This is a genomic window from Ornithinibacillus xuwenensis (genome assembly GCF_039614845.1).
GTDB lineage: Bacteria > Bacillota > Bacilli > Bacillales > Amphibacillaceae > Ornithinibacillus > Ornithinibacillus xuwenensis.
Window position 1 is genome coordinate 143,763 of record NZ_JBDIML010000002.1, and the last position, 24,663, is coordinate 168,425.

Annotated in this window: 24 protein-coding genes; 14 read left to right on the forward strand and 10 right to left on the reverse strand. The window is 34.3% G+C overall.

Annotated features, from left to right (window positions below; all coding sequences use genetic code 11):
* Positions 1-54 precede the first annotated feature (54 nt).
* From rlmH to ABC228_RS06570, 4 genes are all read left to right on the forward strand, one after another.
* Entirely contained in the window at positions 55-534 is a 480-nt protein-coding gene (rlmH, locus tag ABC228_RS06555) for a 23S rRNA (pseudouridine(1915)-N(3))-methyltransferase RlmH (protein WP_345824308.1), read from the forward strand.
* 206 nt (positions 535-740) lie between these two features.
* Positions 741-926 (forward strand): hypothetical protein, encoded by a 186-nt coding sequence (locus ABC228_RS06560; RefSeq protein ID WP_345824309.1) that lies wholly within the window; start codon positions 741-743, stop codon positions 924-926.
* 84 nt (positions 927-1,010) lie between these two features.
* On the forward strand, positions 1,011-1,712 hold the full coding sequence (locus ABC228_RS06565; RefSeq protein ID WP_345824310.1) for a hypothetical protein: 702 nt from the start codon (positions 1,011-1,013) through the stop codon (positions 1,710-1,712).
* 57 nt (positions 1,713-1,769) lie between these two features.
* Positions 1,770-2,573, forward strand: a complete 804-nt coding sequence (locus ABC228_RS06570; RefSeq protein ID WP_345824311.1) for a hypothetical protein — start codon at positions 1,770-1,772, stop codon at positions 2,571-2,573.
* A gap of 80 nt (positions 2,574-2,653) precedes the next feature.
* On the opposite strand, the gene ABC228_RS06575 is transcribed toward ABC228_RS06570, so the two are convergent.
* Positions 2,654-4,438 (reverse strand): DUF6119 family protein, encoded by a 1,785-nt coding sequence (locus ABC228_RS06575; protein WP_345824312.1) that lies wholly within the window; start codon positions 4,436-4,438, stop codon positions 2,654-2,656.
* 192 nt (positions 4,439-4,630) lie between these two features.
* Between ABC228_RS06575 and ABC228_RS06580 the strand changes: the two genes are divergently transcribed.
* The 3 genes from ABC228_RS06580 (at position 4,631) to ABC228_RS06590 (ending at position 9,718) form a co-directional block, all read left to right on the forward strand.
* Positions 4,631-6,559 carry a Dam family site-specific DNA-(adenine-N6)-methyltransferase gene (locus ABC228_RS06580; RefSeq protein WP_345824313.1) on the forward strand — a complete coding sequence of 643 codons (1,929 nt, stop codon included), beginning with the start codon at positions 4,631-4,633 and terminating at the stop codon, positions 6,557-6,559.
* Positions 6,560-6,576: 17 nt separating this feature from the next.
* Positions 6,577-8,241: an AlwI family type II restriction endonuclease gene (locus ABC228_RS06585; RefSeq protein WP_345824314.1), complete on the forward strand. Its 1,665-nt coding sequence runs from the start codon at positions 6,577-6,579 to the stop codon at positions 8,239-8,241.
* Between the two features lie 241 nt (positions 8,242-8,482).
* Entirely contained in the window at positions 8,483-9,718 is a 1,236-nt protein-coding gene (locus ABC228_RS06590) for an IS110 family RNA-guided transposase (RefSeq protein ID WP_345824315.1), read from the forward strand.
* A 152-nt stretch (positions 9,719-9,870) separates the two neighbouring features.
* Here ABC228_RS06590 and ABC228_RS06595 read toward each other — a convergent pair whose 3' ends face one another.
* The 7 genes from ABC228_RS06595 to ABC228_RS06625 form a co-directional block, all read right to left on the reverse strand.
* Positions 9,871-10,140 carry a hypothetical protein gene (locus ABC228_RS06595; RefSeq protein WP_345824316.1) on the reverse strand — a complete coding sequence of 90 codons (270 nt, stop codon included), beginning with the start codon at positions 10,138-10,140 and terminating at the stop codon, positions 9,871-9,873.
* 435 nt (positions 10,141-10,575) lie between these two features.
* Entirely contained in the window at positions 10,576-12,504 is a 1,929-nt protein-coding gene (locus ABC228_RS06600) for a hypothetical protein (RefSeq protein WP_345824317.1), read from the reverse strand.
* A 346-nt stretch (positions 12,505-12,850) separates the two neighbouring features.
* Positions 12,851-13,153, reverse strand: a complete 303-nt coding sequence (locus ABC228_RS06605; protein ID WP_345824318.1) for a hypothetical protein — start codon at positions 13,151-13,153, stop codon at positions 12,851-12,853.
* On the reverse strand, positions 13,095-13,496 hold the full coding sequence (locus tag ABC228_RS06610; RefSeq protein ID WP_345824319.1) for a hypothetical protein: 402 nt from the start codon (positions 13,494-13,496) through the stop codon (positions 13,095-13,097). The genes ABC228_RS06605 and ABC228_RS06610 overlap by 59 nt, the downstream gene beginning before the upstream one ends.
* Position 13,497: 1 nt before the next feature.
* A complete protein-coding gene (locus tag ABC228_RS06615) occupies positions 13,498-14,412 on the reverse strand; it encodes a hypothetical protein (RefSeq protein ID WP_345824320.1) in 915 nt (304 codons plus the stop codon).
* Positions 14,413-15,301: 889 nt separating this feature from the next.
* Entirely contained in the window at positions 15,302-15,769 is a 468-nt protein-coding gene (locus ABC228_RS06620; protein WP_345824321.1) for a competence protein ComK, read from the reverse strand.
* 7 nt (positions 15,770-15,776) lie between these two features.
* The gene (locus ABC228_RS06625; protein ID WP_345824322.1) at positions 15,777-16,046 is read right to left on the reverse strand and encodes a helix-turn-helix domain-containing protein; all 270 of its coding nucleotides are present in this window, start codon (positions 16,044-16,046) and stop codon (positions 15,777-15,779) included.
* Between the two features lie 316 nt (positions 16,047-16,362).
* On the opposite strand from ABC228_RS06625, the gene ABC228_RS06630 reads away from it, so the two are divergent.
* Genes ABC228_RS06630 through ABC228_RS06640 form a run of 3 tightly spaced genes read left to right on the forward strand, consistent with a single transcriptional unit; the run spans position 16,363 to position 18,412 of the window.
* On the forward strand, positions 16,363-16,920 hold the full coding sequence (locus tag ABC228_RS06630) for a sigma-70 family RNA polymerase sigma factor (protein WP_345824323.1): 558 nt from the start codon (positions 16,363-16,365) through the stop codon (positions 16,918-16,920).
* Positions 16,921-16,969: 49 nt separating this feature from the next.
* Positions 16,970-17,863, forward strand: a complete 894-nt coding sequence (locus ABC228_RS06635; RefSeq protein WP_345824324.1) for a DnaD domain-containing protein — start codon at positions 16,970-16,972, stop codon at positions 17,861-17,863.
* 36 nt (positions 17,864-17,899) lie between these two features.
* Positions 17,900-18,412, forward strand: a complete 513-nt coding sequence (locus ABC228_RS06640) for a restriction endonuclease (protein WP_345824325.1) — start codon at positions 17,900-17,902, stop codon at positions 18,410-18,412.
* Positions 18,413-18,598: 186 nt separating this feature from the next.
* Here ABC228_RS06640 and ABC228_RS06645 read toward each other — a convergent pair whose 3' ends face one another.
* Together ABC228_RS06645 and ABC228_RS06650 are read right to left on the reverse strand one after the other, a co-directional pair.
* Positions 18,599-19,840: a metal-dependent hydrolase family protein gene (locus ABC228_RS06645; protein ID WP_345824326.1), complete on the reverse strand. Its 1,242-nt coding sequence runs from the start codon at positions 19,838-19,840 to the stop codon at positions 18,599-18,601.
* A gap of 51 nt (positions 19,841-19,891) precedes the next feature.
* Positions 19,892-21,061, reverse strand: a complete 1,170-nt coding sequence (locus tag ABC228_RS06650; protein WP_345824327.1) for a hypothetical protein — start codon at positions 21,059-21,061, stop codon at positions 19,892-19,894.
* Positions 21,062-21,678: 617 nt separating this feature from the next.
* On the opposite strand from ABC228_RS06650, the gene ABC228_RS06655 reads away from it, so the two are divergent.
* From ABC228_RS06655 to ABC228_RS06670, 4 genes are all read left to right on the forward strand, one after another.
* Positions 21,679-22,377, forward strand: coding sequence for a DUF4386 domain-containing protein (locus ABC228_RS06655; protein WP_345824328.1), 699 nt, complete (start codon positions 21,679-21,681; stop codon positions 22,375-22,377).
* Positions 22,374-23,087, forward strand: coding sequence for an SDR family oxidoreductase (locus ABC228_RS06660; protein WP_345824329.1), 714 nt, complete (start codon positions 22,374-22,376; stop codon positions 23,085-23,087). The genes ABC228_RS06655 and ABC228_RS06660 overlap by 4 nt, the downstream gene beginning before the upstream one ends.
* Before the next feature lie 184 nt (positions 23,088-23,271).
* Positions 23,272-24,348, forward strand: coding sequence for a helix-turn-helix transcriptional regulator (locus ABC228_RS06665; protein WP_345824330.1), 1,077 nt, complete (start codon positions 23,272-23,274; stop codon positions 24,346-24,348).
* A gap of 147 nt (positions 24,349-24,495) precedes the next feature.
* On the forward strand, positions 24,496-24,627 hold the full coding sequence (locus ABC228_RS06670; protein ID WP_345824331.1) for a hypothetical protein: 132 nt from the start codon (positions 24,496-24,498) through the stop codon (positions 24,625-24,627).
* Positions 24,628-24,663: the final 36 nt, after the last annotated feature.

The window sequence follows — 24,663 nt, forward strand, 5'->3', positions numbered from 1 at the left end:
GAAAATGGAATTGAGAGAAGCAGAAGTATAGATAGAAGGAGCCTATTATTTACAATGAAAATTACCATCATATCGGTCGGAAAGCTAAAGGAAAAATATTTAAAGCAAGGAATCGTAGAATACTTAAAGCGATTAACTGCTTATGCAAAGGTAGATATCATAGAAGTGGCTGATGAAAAAGCCCCTGAAAATATGAGCGAAGCGGAAATGGTTGAGGTGAAGCGGAAGGAAGGCGAACGGATCCTTTCCCACGTGGGACAGGATACATATGTTATTACCTTAGAGATTAACGGAAAGATGCTAACATCCGAACAGCTAGCTGCCAAAATGGACGAGCTTGCGACCTATGGAAAGAGTAAGCTAGCATTTGTGATTGGCGGATCGCTTGGAATTAGTGAGGAAGTACAGAAGCGGAGTGATTATGCACTGTCCTTTTCTAAAATGACGTTTCCTCATCAGGTCATGCGATTGATTTTGTTGGAGCAGGTTTATCGGGGTTTTCGGATTAATAGGGGGGAGCCGTACCACAAGTGATGGTAAAACAAAAAAATGAAGTAGTATTGGAAAAAGCAATGTTATCAAAACTATTATAGACCTAATTTAATTAACATTCTTTAAACAAGGCACTTTGAAAATACTACCAAAATTTTTGTATAATTTGATATAATATATCATGATATTTAAATTTTTACATTCAAGATGTATTACTCTAAGTAATTATAAAAGGATGGAAATTAAATATGAATCCTGTAATTGAAAATTTAAAAAGTAAATTAAAGAATAGAGCAAGTGCGGTTTTAAAAGCACGTGAAGAAAATTTTAATGCAGAAATAAAAATATTCTTGGATTTTATTAAGACAAATAGCTTACTTAAATCAATAATTCAAGAAATAGAGAAACGTGATTTTAACATTGAGTCTTACTAAGAGCAAAGCGGTGAAAGAAGACATAGACGTTTTATTGAATTTCCAGATGATTATGTTGATAAAATAGCAATGTGTTATTCAATTATGAATCTATTTGCAAAAAATGAGTTAAGCTCATTAAGTTCGTTGTTCATGCATATCTCTTCTAGTAGAAAAATAGAAGATCGTTGCAGAATTATAGCTGAACAATATTTTTATCCTTTATATGAGTATATATATGAACGAATTGAGGATAGCAGTACTATATTATATCTATTATTAAGATACACTTTTAGAACAGAGTGGTTTCACAAAAATAGACTTTTTACTCTTTATGAGAGTGATACGAAACGTGGTGAAGACAATTTAACACTTGATTTACAAGAGTATCTTCATAACCATGGAATGGATTATCCATTTTCTACCCCACATTCATCAAGTGGTCGTTCTGACTTAGTAGCCTTACTAGAAACAAACGATCCAATGGTTCTTGATGTAAAACTCTTCAATTTAGACAAAGGTTATGATAAGGCATACATAAGAAAAGGTTTGGTCCAAGCCTATCGATATGCTTTGGATTATGGTAAGCCAACTGGCTATCTATTAATATATAACTTAGATAAGAGAAACTTATCTTTTGAAATGAACGAAAATAGTCATGTAAAAACTGTGAAAATGGGGAATAAAGAAATATATATTATAGTGGTAAACCTATTTACAGATGGAAAATCAGCTAGTGAAATAAAGAAACCTCTTCCATATATTATTGAGGATAAATATCTTTTGAATTTTCAAGAAGAAGAGTAACAAATTATTACATTATTCTTCATATTTATATTAATTGTTACTCTAGGGGGTGATTTGTTGGAGTTAAGTATTATATTGAGTGTAGTAGGTATTGTACTTTCATTTTTAGGATTGTTTATAACTGTTAACAAAACTACAGTGATTAATAAACATAGTGATAATCAAGCTATAAGTAATAGTTTTAATAGTACAAAAATAGTAAATAAAGGAAAAACCATAAACGGCTATAATGAATATAATCATTATACTACAATTAATCAAAATACAGAATTTAGGAATTCTTCACAAAATAATGATGATGAACTAGGAATTATAATAATGTATGGGGCACTATCGATAATTGGTTTTGGGATTTTAATATCATCTTTTATACAATATAAAAGTTTAATTATGCTTTATTTATCTATAATAGTGGTGGTAGGTGTTCTAGCTTCATTGTTAGTTTTATATAGAAAAAGAAATCTACCAAATGCATATAAATACTATACGCTTTTATTATGGTTAATAATTTTTGTATACATATTATTAATTAAAGTGCCGATTTATCCTCCTTCTAATCTAGAGGTGGTTGAAAATAAATTCATTGATATTGATATTTTAGATTCTCCAGGAGTCTTGTGGGGGTTAGTTACAAATGGCTATCAGGAAGAAACTTATTTTTTAATATCTCAAATTGCTGGGATTGTAATAATGATAAGTTTAATAATTTTTTCTTATTCTTTGCTATATAAGATGATTACTAAAAAACCCCTAAAACCAATAAATATATTGGTTAAAAATAGCTTAATCCTTATATTTTTGGGAGGGGTTTTTATTAGTGGTGTTCTAGCAAAGTTCTTATATTTTCTCCAATCCTTATAATAATTGTAACTAATAAAATACTTCATAATTATTTTATTAAAAATCAGGCTGTATTAAATCTCTATAACAGCCTGATTTTTTCATGAATTTGCAATAGCGACTATTTTTAAATCAATGTCATAGAGTTTTGCTTCTCTAACCATATTTAACATAGCTATTTTGGCGGGCGTTGATGAAATAGTCTTAGGCTCATGAATATCGTGATTATTTGGCCTAAAAGCAAAAATAAAAGTAGGTGAACTTTTAATTATCCAACTAACAAATTCATCTTGTGTGGGGAATTTGTTGATAAATTTTTCTGCTGATTTCTTTAATTGTTCTGAATCTGTAGATAATTTATTAGATATAGATTCATAGTATTTTTCTAAGAAAAAAGTGTCTGCATGGGTTTTAACATTTTGTATAGCCTGCATAGCAATTAAAATTTGTGCACATAATATTCGCGTATCACCAGCTAGTCCATCTTTTACGTGAACATAAATAGTCTTATTATCTTTTATTGTCATTAAGTCACATACTTCTATATTGTCAACGAGTATTTTATCTAAGACCTGAACATCATCGTTCTTATAGTGAGAAAAATTATACTCGCCTTCGCTACCACTATTCCATGAATTTAAAAAGTTAAATTCATCTGATTCTACATAATAAGGAGTAACTTGTGATTTAAATTGACTATCTATTTCCTCTATAAATTGATTGTCTAAAAGAAACCATTTTCCACTTATAAATATATAACTACTTTCATTATGTCTTAAGTGGACATCTAACAAATCAAAAATACGATCATCTACTTCTGTTTCACCATCTAAAATACCATACAGCCTTACGGGTTTTAGAAAATCTTCTATAAGTTTAAGATTTTGTAAGTCTTCAGGTTTAGAATATTTCCCTTTTAGCACATCTATTATGTTATTAAGGCTTAACTGTAATTCTGATTCAAGTAAGTTTCTTTTATGTGATTTATTCTTTAAAATATAAAAGTCACACTCTAAGTCAAATTGTGTAGAGCTAAGTAATGAAATATTGCTATCTATATTTTCATTTTTTATGAGGTTCATTAGATCTGATTCCAAACGTTCATTCAATTCGGAATATAGACTGTCTTGGTTGTTTATCTCAGTAAATTTATTTATTAGTGACTTTGTGTCTTCCTTGTTCACTAAACGATCTATATTCAGGATAAATAAGTCCAGTTCATTAAGGGTTAAGGATTTTCCTAGTTTAATAGAATCCCGTGCTAAAAAATTGACTCCGTCTCTTCCATTATTAATTTCAATACCAAATTCTTTTGAAATTACTCCTTTGTCTAAATGTGTATTAATCTGTTTAAAATAACTGCTAATACTGTCTTCAGATCTAAGATTTACAAAGTTATTGAATTGTTGAATGCCACTAAATCTATTTCCATGTAATGCCCTATCACCAGTACTTTTAATTATATTGTCATTTGGCTCCATAATTTTTGACAAAATATCTAATCCAAAAAAGTAGTTTTTATGCTCATTTATTACGAGGTGTCCTTTTCCACCTGTAATTGCAAAAATACAATCCTTTATTTTAATAAAGAAAAGAAAGGAGTAATTAATATTTTCGATATCATTTAGGTCATTGCTTTCAATTAAATTCTTTAAGGTGTCTTTCCACTTAGGTATTGTTCTATGTGGAGCAACATATATTTTAATTTCTTCGATATGTTTTAATCCAGTATTTTCTAAGGTGTCCTGCTCTTTATATTCTACATTGTTATTTCTCTCTGCTTCATTTTGATTGTAATTTTCTACGATGTTTTTACAGACTTCGCTAAATTCAGTATCTTGATCTTGTTGCTTTAATAGATAGACAGTGAATTTTGAAGCACTCAATATATCCTCTCCTTCGTAAACATTGTAGTATAATTATACCATTTTTTAGGGCTTAACCTTAAGTACTGGTTAATAGTGTTTTAAAATTGGTTTAGAGTGTAAGCATTGAAATTTAGCGCGAAGAATGGTATATTATCTGTTTTTGTAGTAGAATGAAAATATAATTTGTCAAGGTCGAAAGGTGAATAAAAAATGACCTATAATCCTAGTAATAATTTAGAGTTTGATTTTAGTAATACAGAAATTGAAAAAATAGAAGCTTCAAAGCCTATATTAAAATGGGCAGGTGGGAAAACACAGCTTTTAAATGTATTGGAAGATGCTAAACCAAAAAGGTTCAATAAATATATCGAACCTTTTTTTGGTGGTGGAGCACTTTTTTATTCATTACAACCATCAAATGCAATAATTGCAGATAGTAATGAAGAGTTAATTAATTTGTATAGAGTTGTTTCTAGTGAGGTGGAGGCATTAATTGAACGGTTAAAACTAATGCCTAATGATAAGGACTTTTTTTTATCAACACGTAAACTAGATATTGCAAAACTTTCACCAGTAGAAAGAGCTGCTAGAACGATTTATCTAAACAAAACATGCTTCAATGGCTTATATAGAGTAAATAAGCAAGGGAAATTTAATGTTCCCTTTGGTAATTATAAAAACCCAAAAATATGTGATGAATCAAGGCTTAGATCGGCTAGTAAGGTATTAAAAAATGCAAATATAATTAATGGTGACTATAAACAAGTTTTAAGAGATTATGCAGAACCTGGCGATTTTGTTTTCTTAGACCCACCGTATTTACCAATTAGTGAATACTCCGATTTTAAACGTTATACTAAAGAGCAATTTTATGAAGAAGACCATAGGGAGTTAGCAGATGAAGTAAAAAGATTACATGAGTTAGGCTGTTATGTATTATTAACTAATTCTAACAATCCTTTAGTTCATGAATTGTATGGTGACTTTGACATTAGTGTCCATCAAACAAAAAGAAATATTAGTAGTAAAGGAAATAAGCGTAACGGTGAAGACGTATTGGTTAAAGTCGAGCCAAAGAAAAATATTGTTGTTGTTCCAGATAAAGTACAACTTTCATCTCAAGTTGAAAAATATCCTAGCACCCGTTTTATGGGGAGCAAGGGAAATTTATTAAGGCATATTTGGGGAGTAGCATCCCAGTTTGAATTTAATAGTGTTGCGGATATATTCTCTGGAAGTGGCATTGTTTCATATATGTTTAAAGCCCAAGGGAAAGAAGTATTTAGTAATGATTACATGGCATTCTCTTCCACATTTACAAAAGCTTTAGTAGAAAATAATCAAACTGTAATAACAGACAAAGATTTAAATAAATTATTTAATGCAGAAATAAAATTAGATGATTTTGTATCTGAAACTTTCAAAGGAATATATTTTAATGATGAGGATAATGCTTTTATTGACCAATTAAGAATGGCAATACCATTATTAAAAAATAAAAATAAGCAAGCTTTGGCTATGTCTTCGTTGATAAGAGCATGTATGAAAAGAAGACCCAGAGGTATTTTTACTTATACAGGATTAGATAGGTATAATGATGGTAGAAGAGATTTACAATTAACTTTAAAAGAACACTTCTTAGAAGCAGTAAAATTTTATAATAATGCAGTTTTTGATAATGGAAAACAAAACAAGTCACGTCATGGGGATGCTATGACCAGTAGACGTAAGGCTGATTTAGTATATATTGACCCACCTTATTATAGTCCTTATTCAGATAATGAGTATGTTCGTAGGTATCATTTTGTAGAAGGACTAGCCAAGGATTGGAAGGGTGTAGAGATTCAAGAAAATACTAAAACGAAAAAGTTCAAAAGTTATCCGACACCATTTAATTCAAGGAACGGTGCCCATGATGCTTTTGATAAGCTTTTCAAGAAACACAAAGATAGCATTTTAATAGTGTCATATTCTTCTAATTCCTTACCAACTAAATCGGAAATGCTTGAAATACTATCCAAGTACAAGCAAAACGTTGATGTGGTATCGGTTAACCATAAATACTCGTTTGGTAATCAAAGAGAAAAGGTTGGAAAAAATAAAAATGATGTAGAAGAATATTTATTTGTTGGTTATTAGGGAGTGGAGGATGTAATATGCCTTGGTTAATTGCTGATAATGGAGTAAGAAACCCAAAACGCTTGAAAGATGGTCTGGAAGTTCTTGTGAATTCACAGTTTCATGGTGATTTTAGCAAACATAATGAAGAAGGGATGGCGCTTTTACTCGATCATAAAGGTGTCATTTCCATACAAACGAATAGTGACAACACTGTTGCTAGGAAATGGAGAGTAAACCTAATTAGATTAGGGTTTATAGACCCAGACACACATATTGTAACCGAAAATGGAAGAAGGTTAATTAATTCTTCATCGCTTCCTGAACAGGAAGAGTGTTTTTTACGTGCTTTATTAGTCCATCAGCTACCATCATCGATACACCCATTACCTGATGGAGATATAGATCAGCCTTTTAATCCATTGCGTATTGTCTTAGAAGTGATAAGTGAATTAAAAAAACGTGGAGAAACTGCTTCAATAACTAAGAATGAGATGGCATCAATAATAATAGTTCACTACAGTATGGACAATATTACTCAATTAGTAGACGAAATAGTAAGTTATAGAAATAAAAGGAATAAAAGTAATAATAAGAAGAAGTTTGATAGAGAGTATAGAGAACGAGCAGCGAGTTTTGAGGGTAGGGTAAATGCAAGCAGTTTAAATTCCTATGCAGATGTAAACATGCGTTACTTAAAGCTTACAGGTCTTTTCGTTGAAGAAGGTATATCTAAACTCAGTATAGCGGAACATAAAGAAACCATTGTTTCACAAATATTAAGCACCGAATATCAATCAGTACAAGCAAATAAATATCCATCTACAATAGCTAAGGGTGCATCCTTACCTACTGACAATGAAAATGAAGCTATTAAGGTTATAAAAAGTTTATATCAACTATTACTTCAAAATGGTGAAGATGTTAAGCCGTTACCTAACTTGTTTGAGTTATCTGTTCAAGATTTATCACAGTTACGAATTAAATTAGAAAACCAATGGATAAATACGTTAGAAAAAAAGTATGCAGAAGATCAGGTTAATCAATGGAAAGATATACTTGATTATATGAAAGAACTTCAAAAACCAAGTAGAATAGGAAAAAGAGGATCATTAATTCCTAGTGGTGAAGGGCCAGCTTATCTTGAATGGACTATTTGGAGAGCATTTTTAGCGATTAATTCTCTACAAAATTATCCATGGGAAGCAAGAAAATTTACCGTTGATAGGAGCTTTAAACCAGTAAGGCATGCAGCGGGTGGAGATGCCGACATGATTTTTGAGTTTGAAGACTTTGTTTTTGTGGTTGAAGTAACTTTAACAAGTTCTTCAAGACAAGAAGCGGCAGAAGGAGAACCAGTTAGAAGGCACGTTGCAAAGTATGTAGATGATTATGAACTAAAAGGTAAGCGAGTATATGGGTTATTTATAGCTAATAATATAAATACTAATACTGCTGAAACTTTTAGAATAGGTGTTTGGTATAGAAATGATGATTCTCAACTTTCTGTCCAAATAGTACCTATTACGTTGAAGGATTTCTCAAATCTATTTGAAAAGATATTTAGTGCCCATAAAGGTAAAGAGGCAAGGTTTATTTTAAAACAGCTTTTTAATGATTTACTGTCATTTAGTAACCATAGAGCACCTGATTGGAAAAAACATATGAGTAATGAAATACAAAGAAAAATTCGGGCGATATAATAAAGTCTAGCTTATTAAAGCTAGACTTTATTTATTTTATATGGTCTTATCATTTACATTGTAGCCGGGGTAGAACGACTGCACCCGTGGGATTAGATCCCGACAACTAAACTGTTCGCCCCCTACTTGTAGAAACATGATTGAGGCTGGTTGGGACAAGGATCCCGTATAACAAGCGAAGCTGTGATACTACAAGAAGGATTAGGGGTACCGGCAAATACTTCTTAGGAGGAGATAATCAATGAATCCAGTAGTAGGTCTGGATGTAGCAAAAGGAGAAAGTCAGATTCAAGGTTTCCTAGATAAGAAGAAGCCTTATAAAGCTAGTTTTAAAGTACCGCATACCTTGGAAGGTCTAGATAAATTGCGTCATTTTTTAATTGATATTGAGAATAATACTGGAGTACGACCTCCTGTCGTACTAGAATCTACAGGGCATTATCACACACCAGTTGTTCAATATTTAGAGAAAAAAGGATATTTAACAATCATCGTTAACCCACTTATTTCTTACAAGGCAAAGAGTTCTAGTTTACGAAAGGTTAAGACAGACGTAATTGACGCGAGACATCTCTGCGAGCTGTACTATAAGGAAGAGCTAGAGCCACAGCAGAAACGTGGAATACAATTATTAAATTTACGTAATCTTACAAGACAACACGAAAATATTACTAATTTATATGTACAAACTAAATTACAATTTCAATCTGTGTTGGATCAGGTATTCCCTGAGTATCGTGGGGTTTTTGGGGACTTATATTCTACTGTATCTTTACTTACCCTATTAAACTATTCGACATCGAAGGATCTATTGGAGACAGATAAAGACATTCTAGATAAAAGCATTCATGAATACTGTCCAAGACGTTCGTTGGAATGGGCAACTTCAAAAGCTGATAAGTTAATAGAAGCAGCACTTCGTGATCCTTTTCAGGAAACACTATATCAGAGTCATATTATAAGCATCGAAATGTATATCAAGATGTTGCTTGAGTACCAAAAGCACCTATCTAAACTTGAGGATCAAATAGATGCTTTGGCACAAGAAATTGAAGAATGTAAGATTATCCAATCCATCCCTGGTATCGGTGAAAAGATCGCGGCAACGATTATTTCAGAAATTGGGGAAATAGATTTATTTGATAACCCTAAAAAACTAGTTGCATTTGCCGGCATGGATCCAAGAGTCTATGAATCTGGTCGATTTAAAGGAACCGTGAATCGAATCACTAAAAGAGGATCTAGCCGATTAAGACACGCTTTATTTATGGCTGTTCGCTCAGCCATCCGTGATTCTCGGAAACAGAAAACAACGGATGAAATCATTCCCCGTAACAGGAAGTTACGAGCCTTTTATGATAAAAAGCGAGATGAAGGAAAACCTTATAAAGTAGCCATAATAGCATGTGCAAACAAGTTATTACATTGGATTTACGCATTATTGAAAAATAATACTACCTTCCAAGATATTGCTTAAATAAACAACTTAACCAAATACCCCAAAACCTTCCAATTCAATATTACAGGAGGGTTATTTGGCATGCGCAAATTTAGTATATCATAAGCTATTTTAGATTTTTAGAGAAAAAAATTGACAACTATTAGCTGGTTTAGTGGGACAATGGTTTATTATAAATATCCATTTGCCTTAAACTCATAGTATCGGTTGTCGGAAATGAGAAAGTCTCCTTTTATAGGAGAAGGCATTATATCCTGGACCTGATCTATAAGACTATTGTACAAAAATATTTCTAAGCCCCTGTAGACCTCGGTTTCTTCATATCTCTCTTGAACGGCCAATTGAATTATTTCACTTTGAGTGGCAATTCGATCCTCGAATATCCTCTTACAAAGAAAATTCTTTAAGCCTTCATCCATATTCATTAAATCATTTAACATAATTATCACCCTTCCTGTATTAGTTACTTTTAATATAGCAGAAAGGTAAGCAGTTTTTAGGAGAAACTCATTTTACTACTTAAAACCTCCCCGTGAACCAGTAGAATTTATGTCGTTAAATAACTTGTTAGCTAAACAAAGCTCTATCCTGACTTTTACAATTTCTGCCCGATTGCTCAATATCTCTATTTCAATACTAATATAATATTCCAACAACACTATTGTATTCTCCAAAAAGAAAAAGGCAATCAATCTAATGATCACCTTCTTTCACCCTTCTATAACTATAACACCCTTAAATTGAACAAGAAAAGGGTAACTTATTAGATAAACGTGCCTTTTTATGAAGTACAGAATTCACTGCCACGGTAGTTCAATATTAAATCCCATATAATTTTCCAGTAATATTTTCCGAGTGGATACATATGTCGCAATCTAAGATTCTCTAATAGCTTTAATACATAAATCATCATTAATCTTTACGATAATAATTACTATTAACTTTAAAAATAAGAGATAATTCATTTTATGTAATTCATCGTCGGTTGTTTGAGTCCCGTGAAGGTAGCTATTACGTAAATCTAATGAATTACTAAATTTTGTTTTATTTAAATGATAATCAAGATAATCCTGCTCTCCTTTAGTAAATAAACTGTTATCAATCTCTAATATTTTTTCATCAATAAGAATATCAATCTCTTTTCTTAAGACCGGGTGACAGTTCCAATAACTTATCACTTCGTTATAATACAGGTCACAGAATAGAATAATCCTAGTATGATTTAAAATTTTTATAAACCCATTTTTATCTATATATAGAAACTCGTTTTCTATCAGCCATTCAATACGTTTAATTTGAAATTCTTTAAAATCATTTAATTTAATTTTTTCACTTCTTAATAAATGATAAAAATTTTTATACTTTTCACCTAAATTTGGCAAATAAAATATGCCACTTTGATCAGAGAAAAGAAGAAAGGACGCTTGATCTATTTTTCCTTCCACAGGGTACACATATTTTTTTTGGACACTACTTTTGCAATCCTTAAAGAACAAATGAGATGAAGATATTTGAAGTAATTCCTGATCAATTTCCCCATCTTCCAAATAAAGGTTGAACTGCTTTAATATGCTTTCAATTTCTGGTAATATTGCCCTGCATTTTTCAAAATCAGATGATGCATTAGTTGGCATTTTAACAATATAATTATTGATCCCAAACTCCTCTAACAAATACTTGTTAAAAAACCACTCAATCATATCCTCAAACCTTATTTGATAGCTACTTAATAGATGCATATAACTATTAGTTTGTAATGTTGACATCATATCTTTACGTTTAAATGCTGAAGTATCTTTATATAAATGATCAAAGTTAGATGTTATAATTCTTTCGAAAACACCTATTTCATTTGGTTTACTTACTAGATTTAACCTCATTTGATCATCAAAAAAGTCAAAAATATGAATGAAATTATTCCATAAAGTATTATAGTCTAAGTTGTTTACAATCCATTTTCTACTTACACTACATTCAAACACTCGTCCATTTTCTTTGTATATTACACTTTCTTTTTGATCAGCAGGATATTTAACTGACACTCCTGTCTTGTATTTAATACTATTGCTACCACTTAAAATCTTTTCTATTTCTTCACTATACCTTCGCTTTGCCAGTAGTTTAATTCGATCTCTAATTTTCAATTGACTATTGCTAGGAAAATTAACGATCATTTCAAGATAATTGGTTTCTGGAAGTTCAGACTCAATATAATTTATTAATATTTTTTCTTTATCCTCTTCTGTTAATGAATGGGGGAGAAATACTTCTTTTTCATTCTCATTATAAATATATTTTCTTAATAATTGTTCAGCTCCTTTATTATCTTGTAAAATATGTTCACGCAAAATTTCATCGAAGTAATTTACTGTTTTCTTAAATTGAAGAATTGCTGAATAATGGAAGTCACTATTATTTAAGAAATGCTTAAATTCAGCACTATCTATGTTCATATAAATACTATACTTATCAACTAATTCCCAAAAGTCTTTCTTATAATTAATATCAACCTCTGCGTAAAAATGCAGAAAACCATTTGATTTATGGGCACCAATAAATTTACCAATTTTTTTATTCAATGTATTTTTTACTTCATTAATTCTCTCTTTAGTATTTGTTTCAATAATACGATTAAATTTCTCAACTTCAAAAAATTTAATCATATTGAAGTATTCAAGAACACCATTAATATTATCTAACTCGGGAATATCTTTATTTTGGTAATTATTTATAAAATCAATAATCTTATTAATGTTGATTCCACTTTCCATATCGTACTCTGAATAAAATTTAATCCTCTCCATAAATTATAATTCCCCCAACTTTCCCTATAATAATTAAAGCAATTTCTTAAGTTATAGCTAACAAAACTATTGCAATACATAGTATTGCTGTACTTCTATACTTTTTTAATAAACAATAGGGAATGACAGTCAAACATAGCAGAAATGAATAGTGTTCATTAGCAATTCTACTTTTCGTTTTTTCATCGCTATTACTGTGTTTTAAATCACGTTTTACAATGATGTATACGGGAGGAACTAAAATAATGATAGTGAAGATAAACCATAGGAAGCCAAAATTAATCCAAAAATAGATGATATTTAAAGCAATGATTAGGATAAATATTAACCCTAACATCTTTTACACCTATAGTTTTTCGGCTCGTTCACTTGAAATAAAATTAACCTCTCTCTCCTCTTGTTTTGATAGGATTGTAATATCTGCAATCAGAGAGTGATTCAGCAAAAATAGATTATAAATAGTTTTTCTTAGTGATAATACATCAGTTATACCGACTTTATTACTGTTGTAAACAATCAAAAGGTCTATATCATTTGGATTTTTTGAGTATAAAAATGAACCAAATAAATAAAAATCAACAGCATTAGTTTCAATATTTGTATTTTTCACGCTGGTCAGCAGTAAGGAATTGATAAAATCTTTGTCCATCGAAATTCAGAGCCCCCATAAATTGGCGCATAATAAATAACCCTACGCCTTGACTAATTGCCTGTTCTCTCCCCGATTCGGACCATTGGTTCCATTGGCTTATTGTTACAATTGCATCTATATCTGGAGATTGTGATAAAATTTCTATTACTTCAGCTGCAGTAACAATATAATAATTTGTTAAATGAACTAATAACCTTTTTCCATTTTTCTTGATAACTTCAAATAACTGTGTATCTATTTGATTTACTTCTTGTACTTTACTGTGACCACTGATAGCGTTTATAAAATATTCTATGCTTTCAGGTCTTGGAATTTTTTCGTATCTTCCCCCCTCAGGCATATCACTCGTCCTCCTCTTCTAGAATGTTAATAATCTTTTTCGGGAAAAGCGGTACGTGTCTGTCTTTTAAATCCCCCATATGATTCTCTTTAAACCCCTCTATATGGTTCTTAAATTTGTCCAATAAATCTAGTTTTTCCTGTGGAATTAGATCAATATTTGCACTTAACAATTGGTCAATTTTGTCATTGTTTGGTATTAATACCTCAACACACTTCTGTTTCCATATTTCAGCGGAATCTGATACTAATCTTTCAGCTCTTAAACTATGTGGACCATATTCTTTAAATATCCTTTCATTTTCTCTGAAAAGTGAATTTATTTCTATATTCAAAGCTTTTTTTCTCGATTCACTATCATTCTTTGCGGTTTTTTTGGGGGGCACACTTATAACAGTTCTTTCACCTTGATTTAATGCTCTTACCTCTCTTGTTAAATCAGACATTATCTCCGTTGATAGTTGATAATTATCATTATAAGTCCCATATATACCTTGATTTTGATACTTATCTTTAAATTCGCGAACTTTTTGAAGTTGTTCTATGTCAACATCATTGGGTAAACTAGCATTTGAAAAGTAAAGCATAATAGGTTTGTTTTGACCTACAAGCTCTTCTATCTCTTCCAAGGTCCCCGATCCACTATTTGCTGTGGGAGTACCTATTTTAGTCCAAAAAACCCCTATCAAAATATCACAGTTCCGAACGAACTGATCATTCAATATCCCCTGAGTATCCTCCCCCCTATATTCGGGTCTACTATGTGTCTCCCATTTCACTGGAAGTAGAACAACTTTCTCATCAAAGGAGTTTAATGCATTCCATCTATAAATAGTTTCTGTAATAACCTTTCTTTCTTCCTGTACATCTGATGGGGATGCTACTAAGATCTGATATACTTTTGCTTCAAAACTCAAATTAATACCTCCTGTGATACGCTAATCTCCCTATAATCAACCGAATATCTTCCCTCAATCAAGGCTACCTTTTTATTTACAAGGTAATAAGTAAATTTATTTCTTTTCAACATATTAACAACATTTTACCATATAAACCCAAATTACTTCTTCAACTAAACTACCCGTTAGTTTAAGTACGTTTATTCACAAACTTTATTTAATATTTTATCATCTATTGCATCGCGCAACTCATTATTCTGAAGAACCACTTAAAAAGGTCCCGTCATTCTTTATGACGAAACCTCTACTTTTGAATTTCTATTTTACCTATTTACGTTAATAAAGCTTTTCGCTTTATAATAAAATCAAAAAAACAAGTGAACCCTTGATATGAAAGGGTTTACAGGTTATTAAACATTTTGGATTTAGTCTCGTTATTTAGAATTTTCACTTTTAATAAATATATTGATTGATAACTGATAACTTATATTCTATAGTGAGGGATTCCAGAAAGATTAGCTTTTAGGAATACCCTCATTGTTTTTTGCCCCTTAAATCACCACGCTAAACCATACCCAAACCCAACAAAACCCTTTATTTGAAATTCTCTCAACACGTAAAACAACACTAACCAAACCCACCTCCCCCAGAAGGAATTCCCAATCTTTTGTTGAATTAATTTAGTAGTAAAAAAACCTGATGAGAGGATATAATATGAAAAACGACTTCGACCGATTACGGTGTCCTAAATGCAAGAGACTATACAAATTGAATGATCAAGTTTTCCTAGATGATTTAAATACAGTAATCCATCAAAAATGCTACAGTCCTTATATCATCTATGCTGTCAAAGATAAAGGCACTTACAAAGAGATAATACAGAGATATGATTTCTTTAGCTAGTTCCCTATGAATTCTTTCGAATAATAGAAACGATCAAATTAGTTCTTTCCAATTGCTTAAGCAACTCCGACCTAGGTACATCCACCGTAACTTCCATTCCATTCTTAAACATAATTACGGATTGATTGCTGTCTAGCCTCTCCTCCACAATACTTTCCACATGATGATAAAACACCCAACAACAATCCCAATCCTTAAAACTATGAGTAGGGAAGACAAAGATGTTACGATAAACACTAATCGGAATAGGAACTTTTCTCTTAAACCCAGTAAGGTGCTTAATAGCTTCTCTTCTACCATCAAAAGAACTAAAATTATTCAAACAACCCCTTTCGATAATTTCGTAAGGGGTTTTCGTTATGTATATTGTTCTGTCCATTTCGATTGCGATAGTTTTATAGTTCATATGATTTGCAGGAATTAATGCAACAGTTTGTTCACTTATTTCATAATGAGGGGAAATACATTTCATAAAAACTCTATTCCTTACCTATATCGATACCCATGGCGTTTAATTCCTCAATCATATGATCAAAAGCCCGATTAATATCCATCCCTGCTTTATACAAGCGCAACAAGGTCTCGATACGTGGTAACTTTATTCCTCTTTCTATTTCACCAATGTGTTCCGGACCAACTCCAGATATTCGCGCAAACTTTTCTTGAGTAATATCTCTTTCAATCACTCTATTTTTTCTAAGTTCCTTACCGAATAGCTCTGATATTACCTTTAACTCGTCTTTTTCCACACGGGCACGTCCTTTTTTGTTCCCATTTTCATAGGACCGTCTACAATAGACCACAAACGAACGTGTGGATATTTCAAAAATATGGAAATGATTCGATAAGAATTATAGAATTCGAAAATTATTTAAGAAAAGGGTTAACCTGCATTTCTACCTCAAAAGAACAATTATGAGATAGGATGTCTTTTCAAAATCTATTTTTCCAAATAGGAACGACTGTTTTACAGCTATATCCTCCGAAGTTAGGCGATGTGACAGCTTCTAATCTACAAACTATCCTGATAGTGCCGGCACAATAAAGCATGTAGGAGAGAGATAAATGGATAAGGGTTTCACATTTGAAGAAATTTTCAAGCAGAATGAAAAGCGAATTCACTATCACATACACAAGCTGCAGATTAGAGATTCGCATAATGAATTCTATGTAGAGGGGCTTTATGCCATGTGGCTTGCTTATAAAAACTATCAACCGGAAAAAGGCCCACTTGCAACGTATTTCAATTTTGTCATTCGGAATCGGTTGATAGATATGATCCGGAATAAAACTAGGGAACAGAAAATTAGTGAGGCATATGCTCAGAAGGAAAATACGGATAAGTACGATGGCAATTATTCATCAACTAGTATTGCTCCACTTCAATCGCCTCAAGGAATAGAATTTTCCGATGAGGAGATATGGAATAAGGTAAAGAAACTGCTAACGACTAACCAGTGGAAGTGGGTGGAATATTACATCGTTCAAGGGATGTCGCAGAAAGAGATTGCGGAGCTTGAGGGAGTTAGTAGTGACGCGGTGAAGAGCTGGGGGAGGGAGGCTAGGAAGAAGCTACAGGCTTCTGGTGTGCTTACTAGTTCTGATGACTTGTCAAACCAATAGACATGGGTGGGGACTTTCCCCACCCAATAATAGAAAGGAAGATACATAGATGAATTATATTAAAGAGATTAATGCCTTTTATGATCTGATGGAGAGAGAGCCAATGTCTGCTTCTGCAGTGAATTTATGGCATACCCTTTTACATATTAATAATAAAGCGGCTTGGATTCAGGAGTTTACGGTGCCTGCAACAGTGTTGAAGTTGAAGGGTGGTCTGGCAGATAGTTCCTTCAAACGGGGGAGAAAGGAATTGGTAGAGAGAGGTTTAATAGAATGCCAATCGAATGGCCGAAATGTTGCACCTATTTATAAAATGAAGCGATTATTTAAGCAAGGTTCATATGCGTTTGAGGACAGAATGGAATCAGTTGCGTTAAACAAAAAGCGAGAGGTGGACCAGCCTCTGAACCAGGGAACGATTGATAAGATGGATCCGTCAAACAACCAGCAGGTGGACCACCAAGCAGACCAGCACACGGCCCCATTAAATAAACAAAAAGAAACAAATCAAAATCAACGAAAACAAACAACAGACGCGATTCGTTTTTACCAAGAGAACTTCGGCGTGGTTAGTCCTTTTTTAGCGGAAGAGCTGCTGACTTGGATAAATGATGTTGGGGATGCGTTTGTCATGGAAGCGATGAAGCGTTCCCTGGAAAGGGGGAAATTTAACTTTGGGTATGTGAAAGGTATTTTGAATGGTTGGTTGAAGGAGGGGATTAATTCGGTGGAAATGCTGAGGGCGAGGGAATCGAAGCGTAAAAACAGTTCTCGCAATGGAGGTAATTGGAATAACCGAAGAGCCCAACAAGGAGAGGTTGTTCCGGAATGGTTTACGGAGAGTAAGCGGAAGCGGCAGGAACAGCAGGAAAGAATAGAAGTCCATGAGGAAGTAGATGTGGCAGAGTTGTTGAAGGAGTATAAGGCATCAAGAGTGGTGTAATAGTTTATTCATTTTTCCAAGTGAGGAGAATTTGCAATGAGACAATATTGGCTGACTATGATTCATGACCGAAGAGCCTTGTTAAAATACATATGGAGAGAGGAGGATGTAGTATTGAATGTTATTAAAGATAGTATTTCCAAGCTAGACCCATGGAACATGCAAAAGCTAATAGCAGGATTACTTAGTGCCATGGGCTTTCAAGCCGTAGAAAAGGGAAAAGGTCCTGATGGTGGCGTTGATGTCCTAGCCTACCATGATATCTTTGGACTCGAACAGCCATTAATCAAGGCGCAGGTTAAGCACTGGAAGAGGAAGGTATCGTCTAAGGAGGTGCAACAATTAACCGGTGCTCATCCGTTGGAAGCGAGGAGTCTATTTTTCTCGACTAATGGCTTTACAAAAAATGCCTTAGAGGTTGCAAATCAAGCCTCTGTTCGGATTATTGAAATTGATGAACTGGTAGAGATGGTTGTGGAGTGGTATGAGGAAATGCCGAGCGAGGTGAAGGCCCTAGTTCTGTTGCAGAAGATGTATGTGCCGAAATAAGAAAAAAACGGGGAATCATGATGCTTTATTCTAGTTCCGAGGATACACAAAAAAACTCCCCCTAAGGTAAAACAGATTGTTATTGGTTAATCTGTGTTCCTTAAGGGGAGCGCGCCATCCGAGGTGTATTCTTCCTTTACTTCGGCTACTGACAATCATGCTATTAACAGTACATAAATTAGTACGTTATAAAAAGTTTTTCTCTACCTTCCCATTCTTCATAACAACTTGAATGTTATCGTTATTGGCAAGTGAGTAAATATCCTCTAATGGATTTCCTTTTACAATGACAATGTCCGCTAGTTTCCCTTGCTCAAGTGTTCCAACTTTATCCTCCCAGCCCAGGCATTCGGCTGCTGTTTTAGTGGATGCGACAATCGTATCCATCGGTGACATGCCTGCATCGTTCATTAATCCGAGTTCACGGAGATTGGTGCCATGCTTCATAACACCGGCATCGGTTCCCATCGCAATTTTTACTCCGGCTTTATACGCTTTGGTGAAACTTGCTTTATGATGCTCAATGACTTCCTTCGATTTTGCGACAGCACTAGCCGGCATCCCTACTTCCGCGGCATTTTCCAATACGGCAACAGGAGCTAATAAAGTAGGGACCAAATATGTACCATTTTCTAGCATAAGCTCGATGGCCTCATCGTCGAGAAAGATCCCATGCTCGATGGAATGGATTCCTGCCTTTACGGCATTTTTAATTCCTTCTGCACCTTGTGCATGGGCCATGACTTTTACACCTTTACGGAAACGCCCTTCTTCTACAATTACTTTTAATTCCTCTAAGGAAAACTGGGTGAATTCTGGATGGTCAGTTGCACTTAGAACGCCTCCAGTGGCATGCACTTTGATGACTTCGGCACCGGCTCGTAGCATTTCCCTAGTTTTTTTGCGGACTTCTTCCACGCCATCACATTTTCCACTTGGCATCCCAGGATACCCAGAAGGTAAAAGGTCTAATGTTTTCCCCGATACCGTGTAACCATCCCCATGACCGCCCGTAATGGTGAGAGCGTTGATACTAAGTTGTAGACGTGGGCCGGGAATTAACCCCTCATCCACTGCTTTTTTTACCCCAAGGTCCGTGCCAAGTGCATCTCTAACGGACGTAATACCAGCATGTAATGTGCTTTTTAGGTAATTTGCAGCCTGATAATACATGAATGAAAATGGTGTCGTGAGCCGGTCGGAAAGTGGTTCATATTCCATCATCATATGGACATGTGTATCAATTAATCCTGGAAGAACAGTGCCTCCTGCTGCATCTATAACAACCTCTTCTCCAGTCGGTGAATAACCCGTTTCTGGACCGACATATACGATTCGCTCGTTTTCTGTGACAACAACCTGATCCTTCTTTGCTTCTCCACCATTCCCATCAATTACTAATCCATTTTTGATCAATTGTTTTACCATGATTCATTCCCCCACATTCATTTATTATCGTTCTATTTTGCATCGCTTAGCTTACAAGGTTTGTACCAAAACACCAGCAATGATAACCGATACGATGGTCACCGTTGTAAACCCACCAATGAGCATTGGTGCCAGTAGCTCATTGAAAATCAGTTTTTCTTCCTGTTTATTTCGACCAATACTTCTGGAAACCTCTTCACAAAGGATGTAGTCTCCAGGAAATCCGAATAACGCGGTTAAAGCAACCGGCATTCCTTTATAGGGGTGCCATTTTACGACTTTTGATGTTAAAAATCCGCCAATGGAAAGTCCGATTGTGCCGATAGCAAGTACGGCCACAACACTAGGTAAGTTGCTTAATGCATCCTGTGGAGATACGCCTGCCATCGTTCCCATCACCACAAAGATAATGCCAATCATTGTTAGGGTAAATGAGTTCGATTTTTCCAGTGTTCTTGGTTCGAATAGACGTAGCTTAAGTCCGGCAATTCCGATTGCCAAACACCATAGACTATAATGAATTGGTGTTACCTCTCCAAGTGCAATGCCTATCGCAGCACCAACAAATACGAAAAACAGCTTCAATGTCATACTAGCTTTGACTGGGTTTGGCTCAGTTTCATCATCAGCCTTCCCATTGAGTTCTTCATCCGTTGCCATTGGTACAAAGGTTCCATTATCGATATCCTTTTGTAATCTTAATGCATATTTTCTCATGAAATTTAAGGCTAACGGCATCCCGATGACACCCTGAAACGCAACAATTAATGCTGGAACGACAATCAGACTGGATAAGCCAATTTCAGTCAACTTTTCAGAAGTTACCAATAAAGCAATGATCCCACCGCTAATCGGACCAACACCTGCAACTGCTGTCGGGTAATCGAAAATAAGTGTGACGAGAGACAAAATTAAGAAACAAGATACCAGTAAGCCACCCAACGAAATAAGTACCGCTTTGATTTGGCTTCTCAGCAAAGAAAAAGGAATCATCGTGCCCATATGCAGGATGGCAGGACCAATAAGAATAGCGCCTAGTGCTGCAAATTGAGATTTATCCAAGATGTCCTCTGGAAGTAAACCTGTCCAGCTTACAATCATGAAGCCCACCATTGCTGTGAGTAGCATGGGAATCCTTGCCCTGGATTTAATGGAAAGCCATTCCCCAAGTGCAATAAATGCAAAAATAACTACAGTTGCGATAAGCGGATTACTTAACATACGATTCCTCCTCCTTATGTGTGCTATAAATAAATTTTTACTACTATATCATGATGTAAATTACGTGTCTACACACTTTTCGTAATTGTCTAATAAATCTCACTAATATGAAACCGCATACTATGTTGGTGTATATGTGTTCTGATTTATTAAAAAATTTTTTAGATGGAGTATGGAACGCTATCTGTTAACGATTCACTCTCTTACAAACACCTCAAGCGTATTGAATTTTCTGAAACCTTATACTTCATAAACCGTATGAACCTTTAAAAGCTTCAGAAAGGATGATTCCGTGGATACAATCCAACATGAACCACATCACTATTCTTAATTCTCACCAAAATCTGTATGGTTCTAGAATGGATACTAGAGAACGCTACTATAGCTAGAAGTATTATTTTATGTTAGTGATTTTTAAATAAGAATGAACGCCTATGATTTTCTGAAAATCCCATAGACATGCTTGCCACGATATGGTTTCTTCTAATTGCCATATAACAGGGCTTCCATCAGCGATAATGAGGGAGGAAATCATGTAATTGGTAATAAAAGGGTTATTAAGGCATATATCAATGAATAACTACCAAAAAAATGAATTTAGATGGGAGGGAATAAACATGATAGCTAACAGAAGAACAGCATTCATGATTGCGCTACTTTTACTATTCGGTCTCGTATTTGGAATATTTAGCTCTGTTCCTGCGTTAGAAAAATCCGATTATCTTGAAAAACTGGCCGGGATTGAAACGCAAGTGTTGATTGCGATATTTTCTCAGGCGGCAATGGCCGTAGTCTATGTATTAATAGCTGTGCTATTTTATCCAATCCTTAAAAACTACAGCAGTAAGTTAGCGGCTGGATATTTTGGGTTTCGGATAATTGGAGGAGGGTTTCTGTTTGTTGGGATAGGCTCGCTTCTGCTTTTGCTATGGTTGAGTCAGAGTTATGGAACGGCTAGCCAGGCGGATGTAGCTTATTTTGAAACCGTAGCGGAATTGCTTAGACAGGGTAGAGATATCCTGAATCATATAGGCATGATATTGCCTTGGAGTATTGGCGGTTTGATACTCTATTATTGTTTATTTAAAATGAAGCTTATTCCACAATGGTTATCGATATGGGGAATGGTGGGTTCTTTCTTCACTTTAGTGGCTACGATCCTGTTGATGTTGAATATGTTAACGATAACGAATCCAGTCTACTTTATCTTAAATGCACCAACCGCCATTTTCGAGCTGTGTTTTGCTATCGTTCTTATCGTCAGAGGGTTCAATCCAATTGATTTACCCCCTAATGAAAGCGGGGCTAGAAGATGAGGGTTTTAGTTCTCGGTGCAAGTGGCGCTACTGGTAAACAAGTCGTCAGGCAATTGATGAAAAGAAAAGTGAATACGAGGATTCTCATCAGGCAAAGCGCAGTTCTTCCCAAAGATATACAAGAAGATTCACTAGTAGAAATCGTAAAGGGAAACATTAATGAATTAAAGGATGCGGAGATGATATCTCTTGTGCGTGATTGTACAGTTATTATATCCTGTCTCGGTCACAATCCTACAATCAAGGGAATGTTCGGTAAGCCTCGCTGTTTGGTATGGGATGCCGTAAAAAGTATCGGTAAAGCAGTTAGAGAAATCGGTGGCGATAGGGTAAAAATCATCCTGATGAGTACAACAGGATATACGAATACTATGGCAGGTGAGAAAAATCCCATGCTAGAACGAATCATCCTTTCATTACTACTGCTATTGCCTCCTCATCGTGATAATGTCAAATCGGCAAATTATTTCGTTAATGAAATTGGTAAGAAGGATGAAAATATGGAATGGATTGCTGTCCGGCCTGATAAATTAATCAATAGCGATGAAGAGAGTTCCTATGAAGTCTATGATTCTCCAGTAAGAAGCCCAATTTTCAATGCTGGTAAGACGAGTCGAATTAATGTAGGCCATTTTATGGCTGAGCTCGCGACAGATGATGCCATGTGGCTAAAGTGGCAATTTAAAACGCCGGTTATTTATAATAAATAGAAGAATGTTCTTAATCTATAATAAAGCCTAACCAAAACAAACAAAGTTTTGGTTAGGCTTTTCTTCATAGCAATTACATGTATATGCTTAAATAGTAATAAACCCTATGTATAGTATTACATCACAACAACTATCAAAAGATTAAAGTCTGAGTAAGCTATCATTTTATTCAGGAGTGAAGCAAATGAATGCGTATATACAGTCAATGATTGATTGGATCGAAGAGCGTTTAAAAGATGAATTTTCGCTAGACGGCTTAGCTAATTATATGGGGTATTCCCCTTATTATTGTTCTTTCAAATTTCATCAAGCAACAGGTATAAGTATAAGGCGCTATATTCTTCTTAGACGGCTGCACTTATCGACGAAAGATTTAGCCAATAATCGAAAGATACTTGATATTGCAGTTGATTATGGTTATTCATCGCAAGAAGCCTATAGTAGGAGCTTTAAAACGGTATTCGGTATTAGTCCAAGAGAATTTCAACGTAATCAAAAGCCGATACAATCATTTGCCAAGCTAACGCTTTATCAAGGAGAGGATAGTTGGATTATGAATAGGTCTAGAGAAACTGAGGTTAATCAGGTAAGAAAAAGGAAAGAAAGATTGTTTGAACAAGATGTACTGAACATACTAAACGGTCAAGAAATGTATGTGGATTTTAAAACAAAACGGCTTATGGGTGATTCGGATTACGTACCGTTCAATGAAGCAATGTGTGTAAATAAGGCGACGTCCCCAATCTTTGACCGAGATTTTATTCAAACGAGAGCGGCAGGACATCATGATTCTGTGGAAAGTTACCAAAACAAGGTGATAGAGCCCTTAAGTCCTCTGTTTAAGAAAGCGTATAACGCTATTGTGTTGTGGTTTGGCGAAGACATGTTTTGTCAGATGAATCTGCTAACGATCCTAGCTTATCTGGAGCAGTTTGAGTATTCAGGAAACGTATTTCTGAATAGCTTTCGAGAGGATGAATTTAAAGTAAATCAAACGGAACTTACACTAGGTAGTTATTTTAGTGTCTATGAAGAGGTATTAGTCCATCATAAGAAGCCAACAACAGAGCTGCTTCCAGTGATGTTCCAGGCAATAGAGTTATTTTTAGAAATGCAGAAAGAAACCAATGCTGTTACAAAATACATTGAAAAAAACAAACACGTTCCTACACCAGAATTGCTTAAGCGATTATTCGAGGTTTTCCCAACAATTGGTTATGGGGATACACAGTATTTGGAATTAATTGAAAGAACAAAATAACTGAAAAAAACCATAGTTAAAGGAAATACTAAAGTAATGATCGTAATAAATACCCTGTTTCCCGCACTAGAAAGCCTTATTCCCTTAACCGTGTAAATATATTTCCTTACCATGTAAATAATATGGGGTAGAAGGGAGGATCGTAACATGGAATTTAAAGGTGATGGAGACAAAATTGAACAAACTGCAGAAGAACTTGTAAGAAGAGGCATCCCAAAAAGAGCAGCAGCTTTTGCTTCATCCATGGGGTATTTGAGGCAGTTAAAAAAGAAAAAGTAAAATGTGGGGACGGTTATTATACTATATTATAAAAGA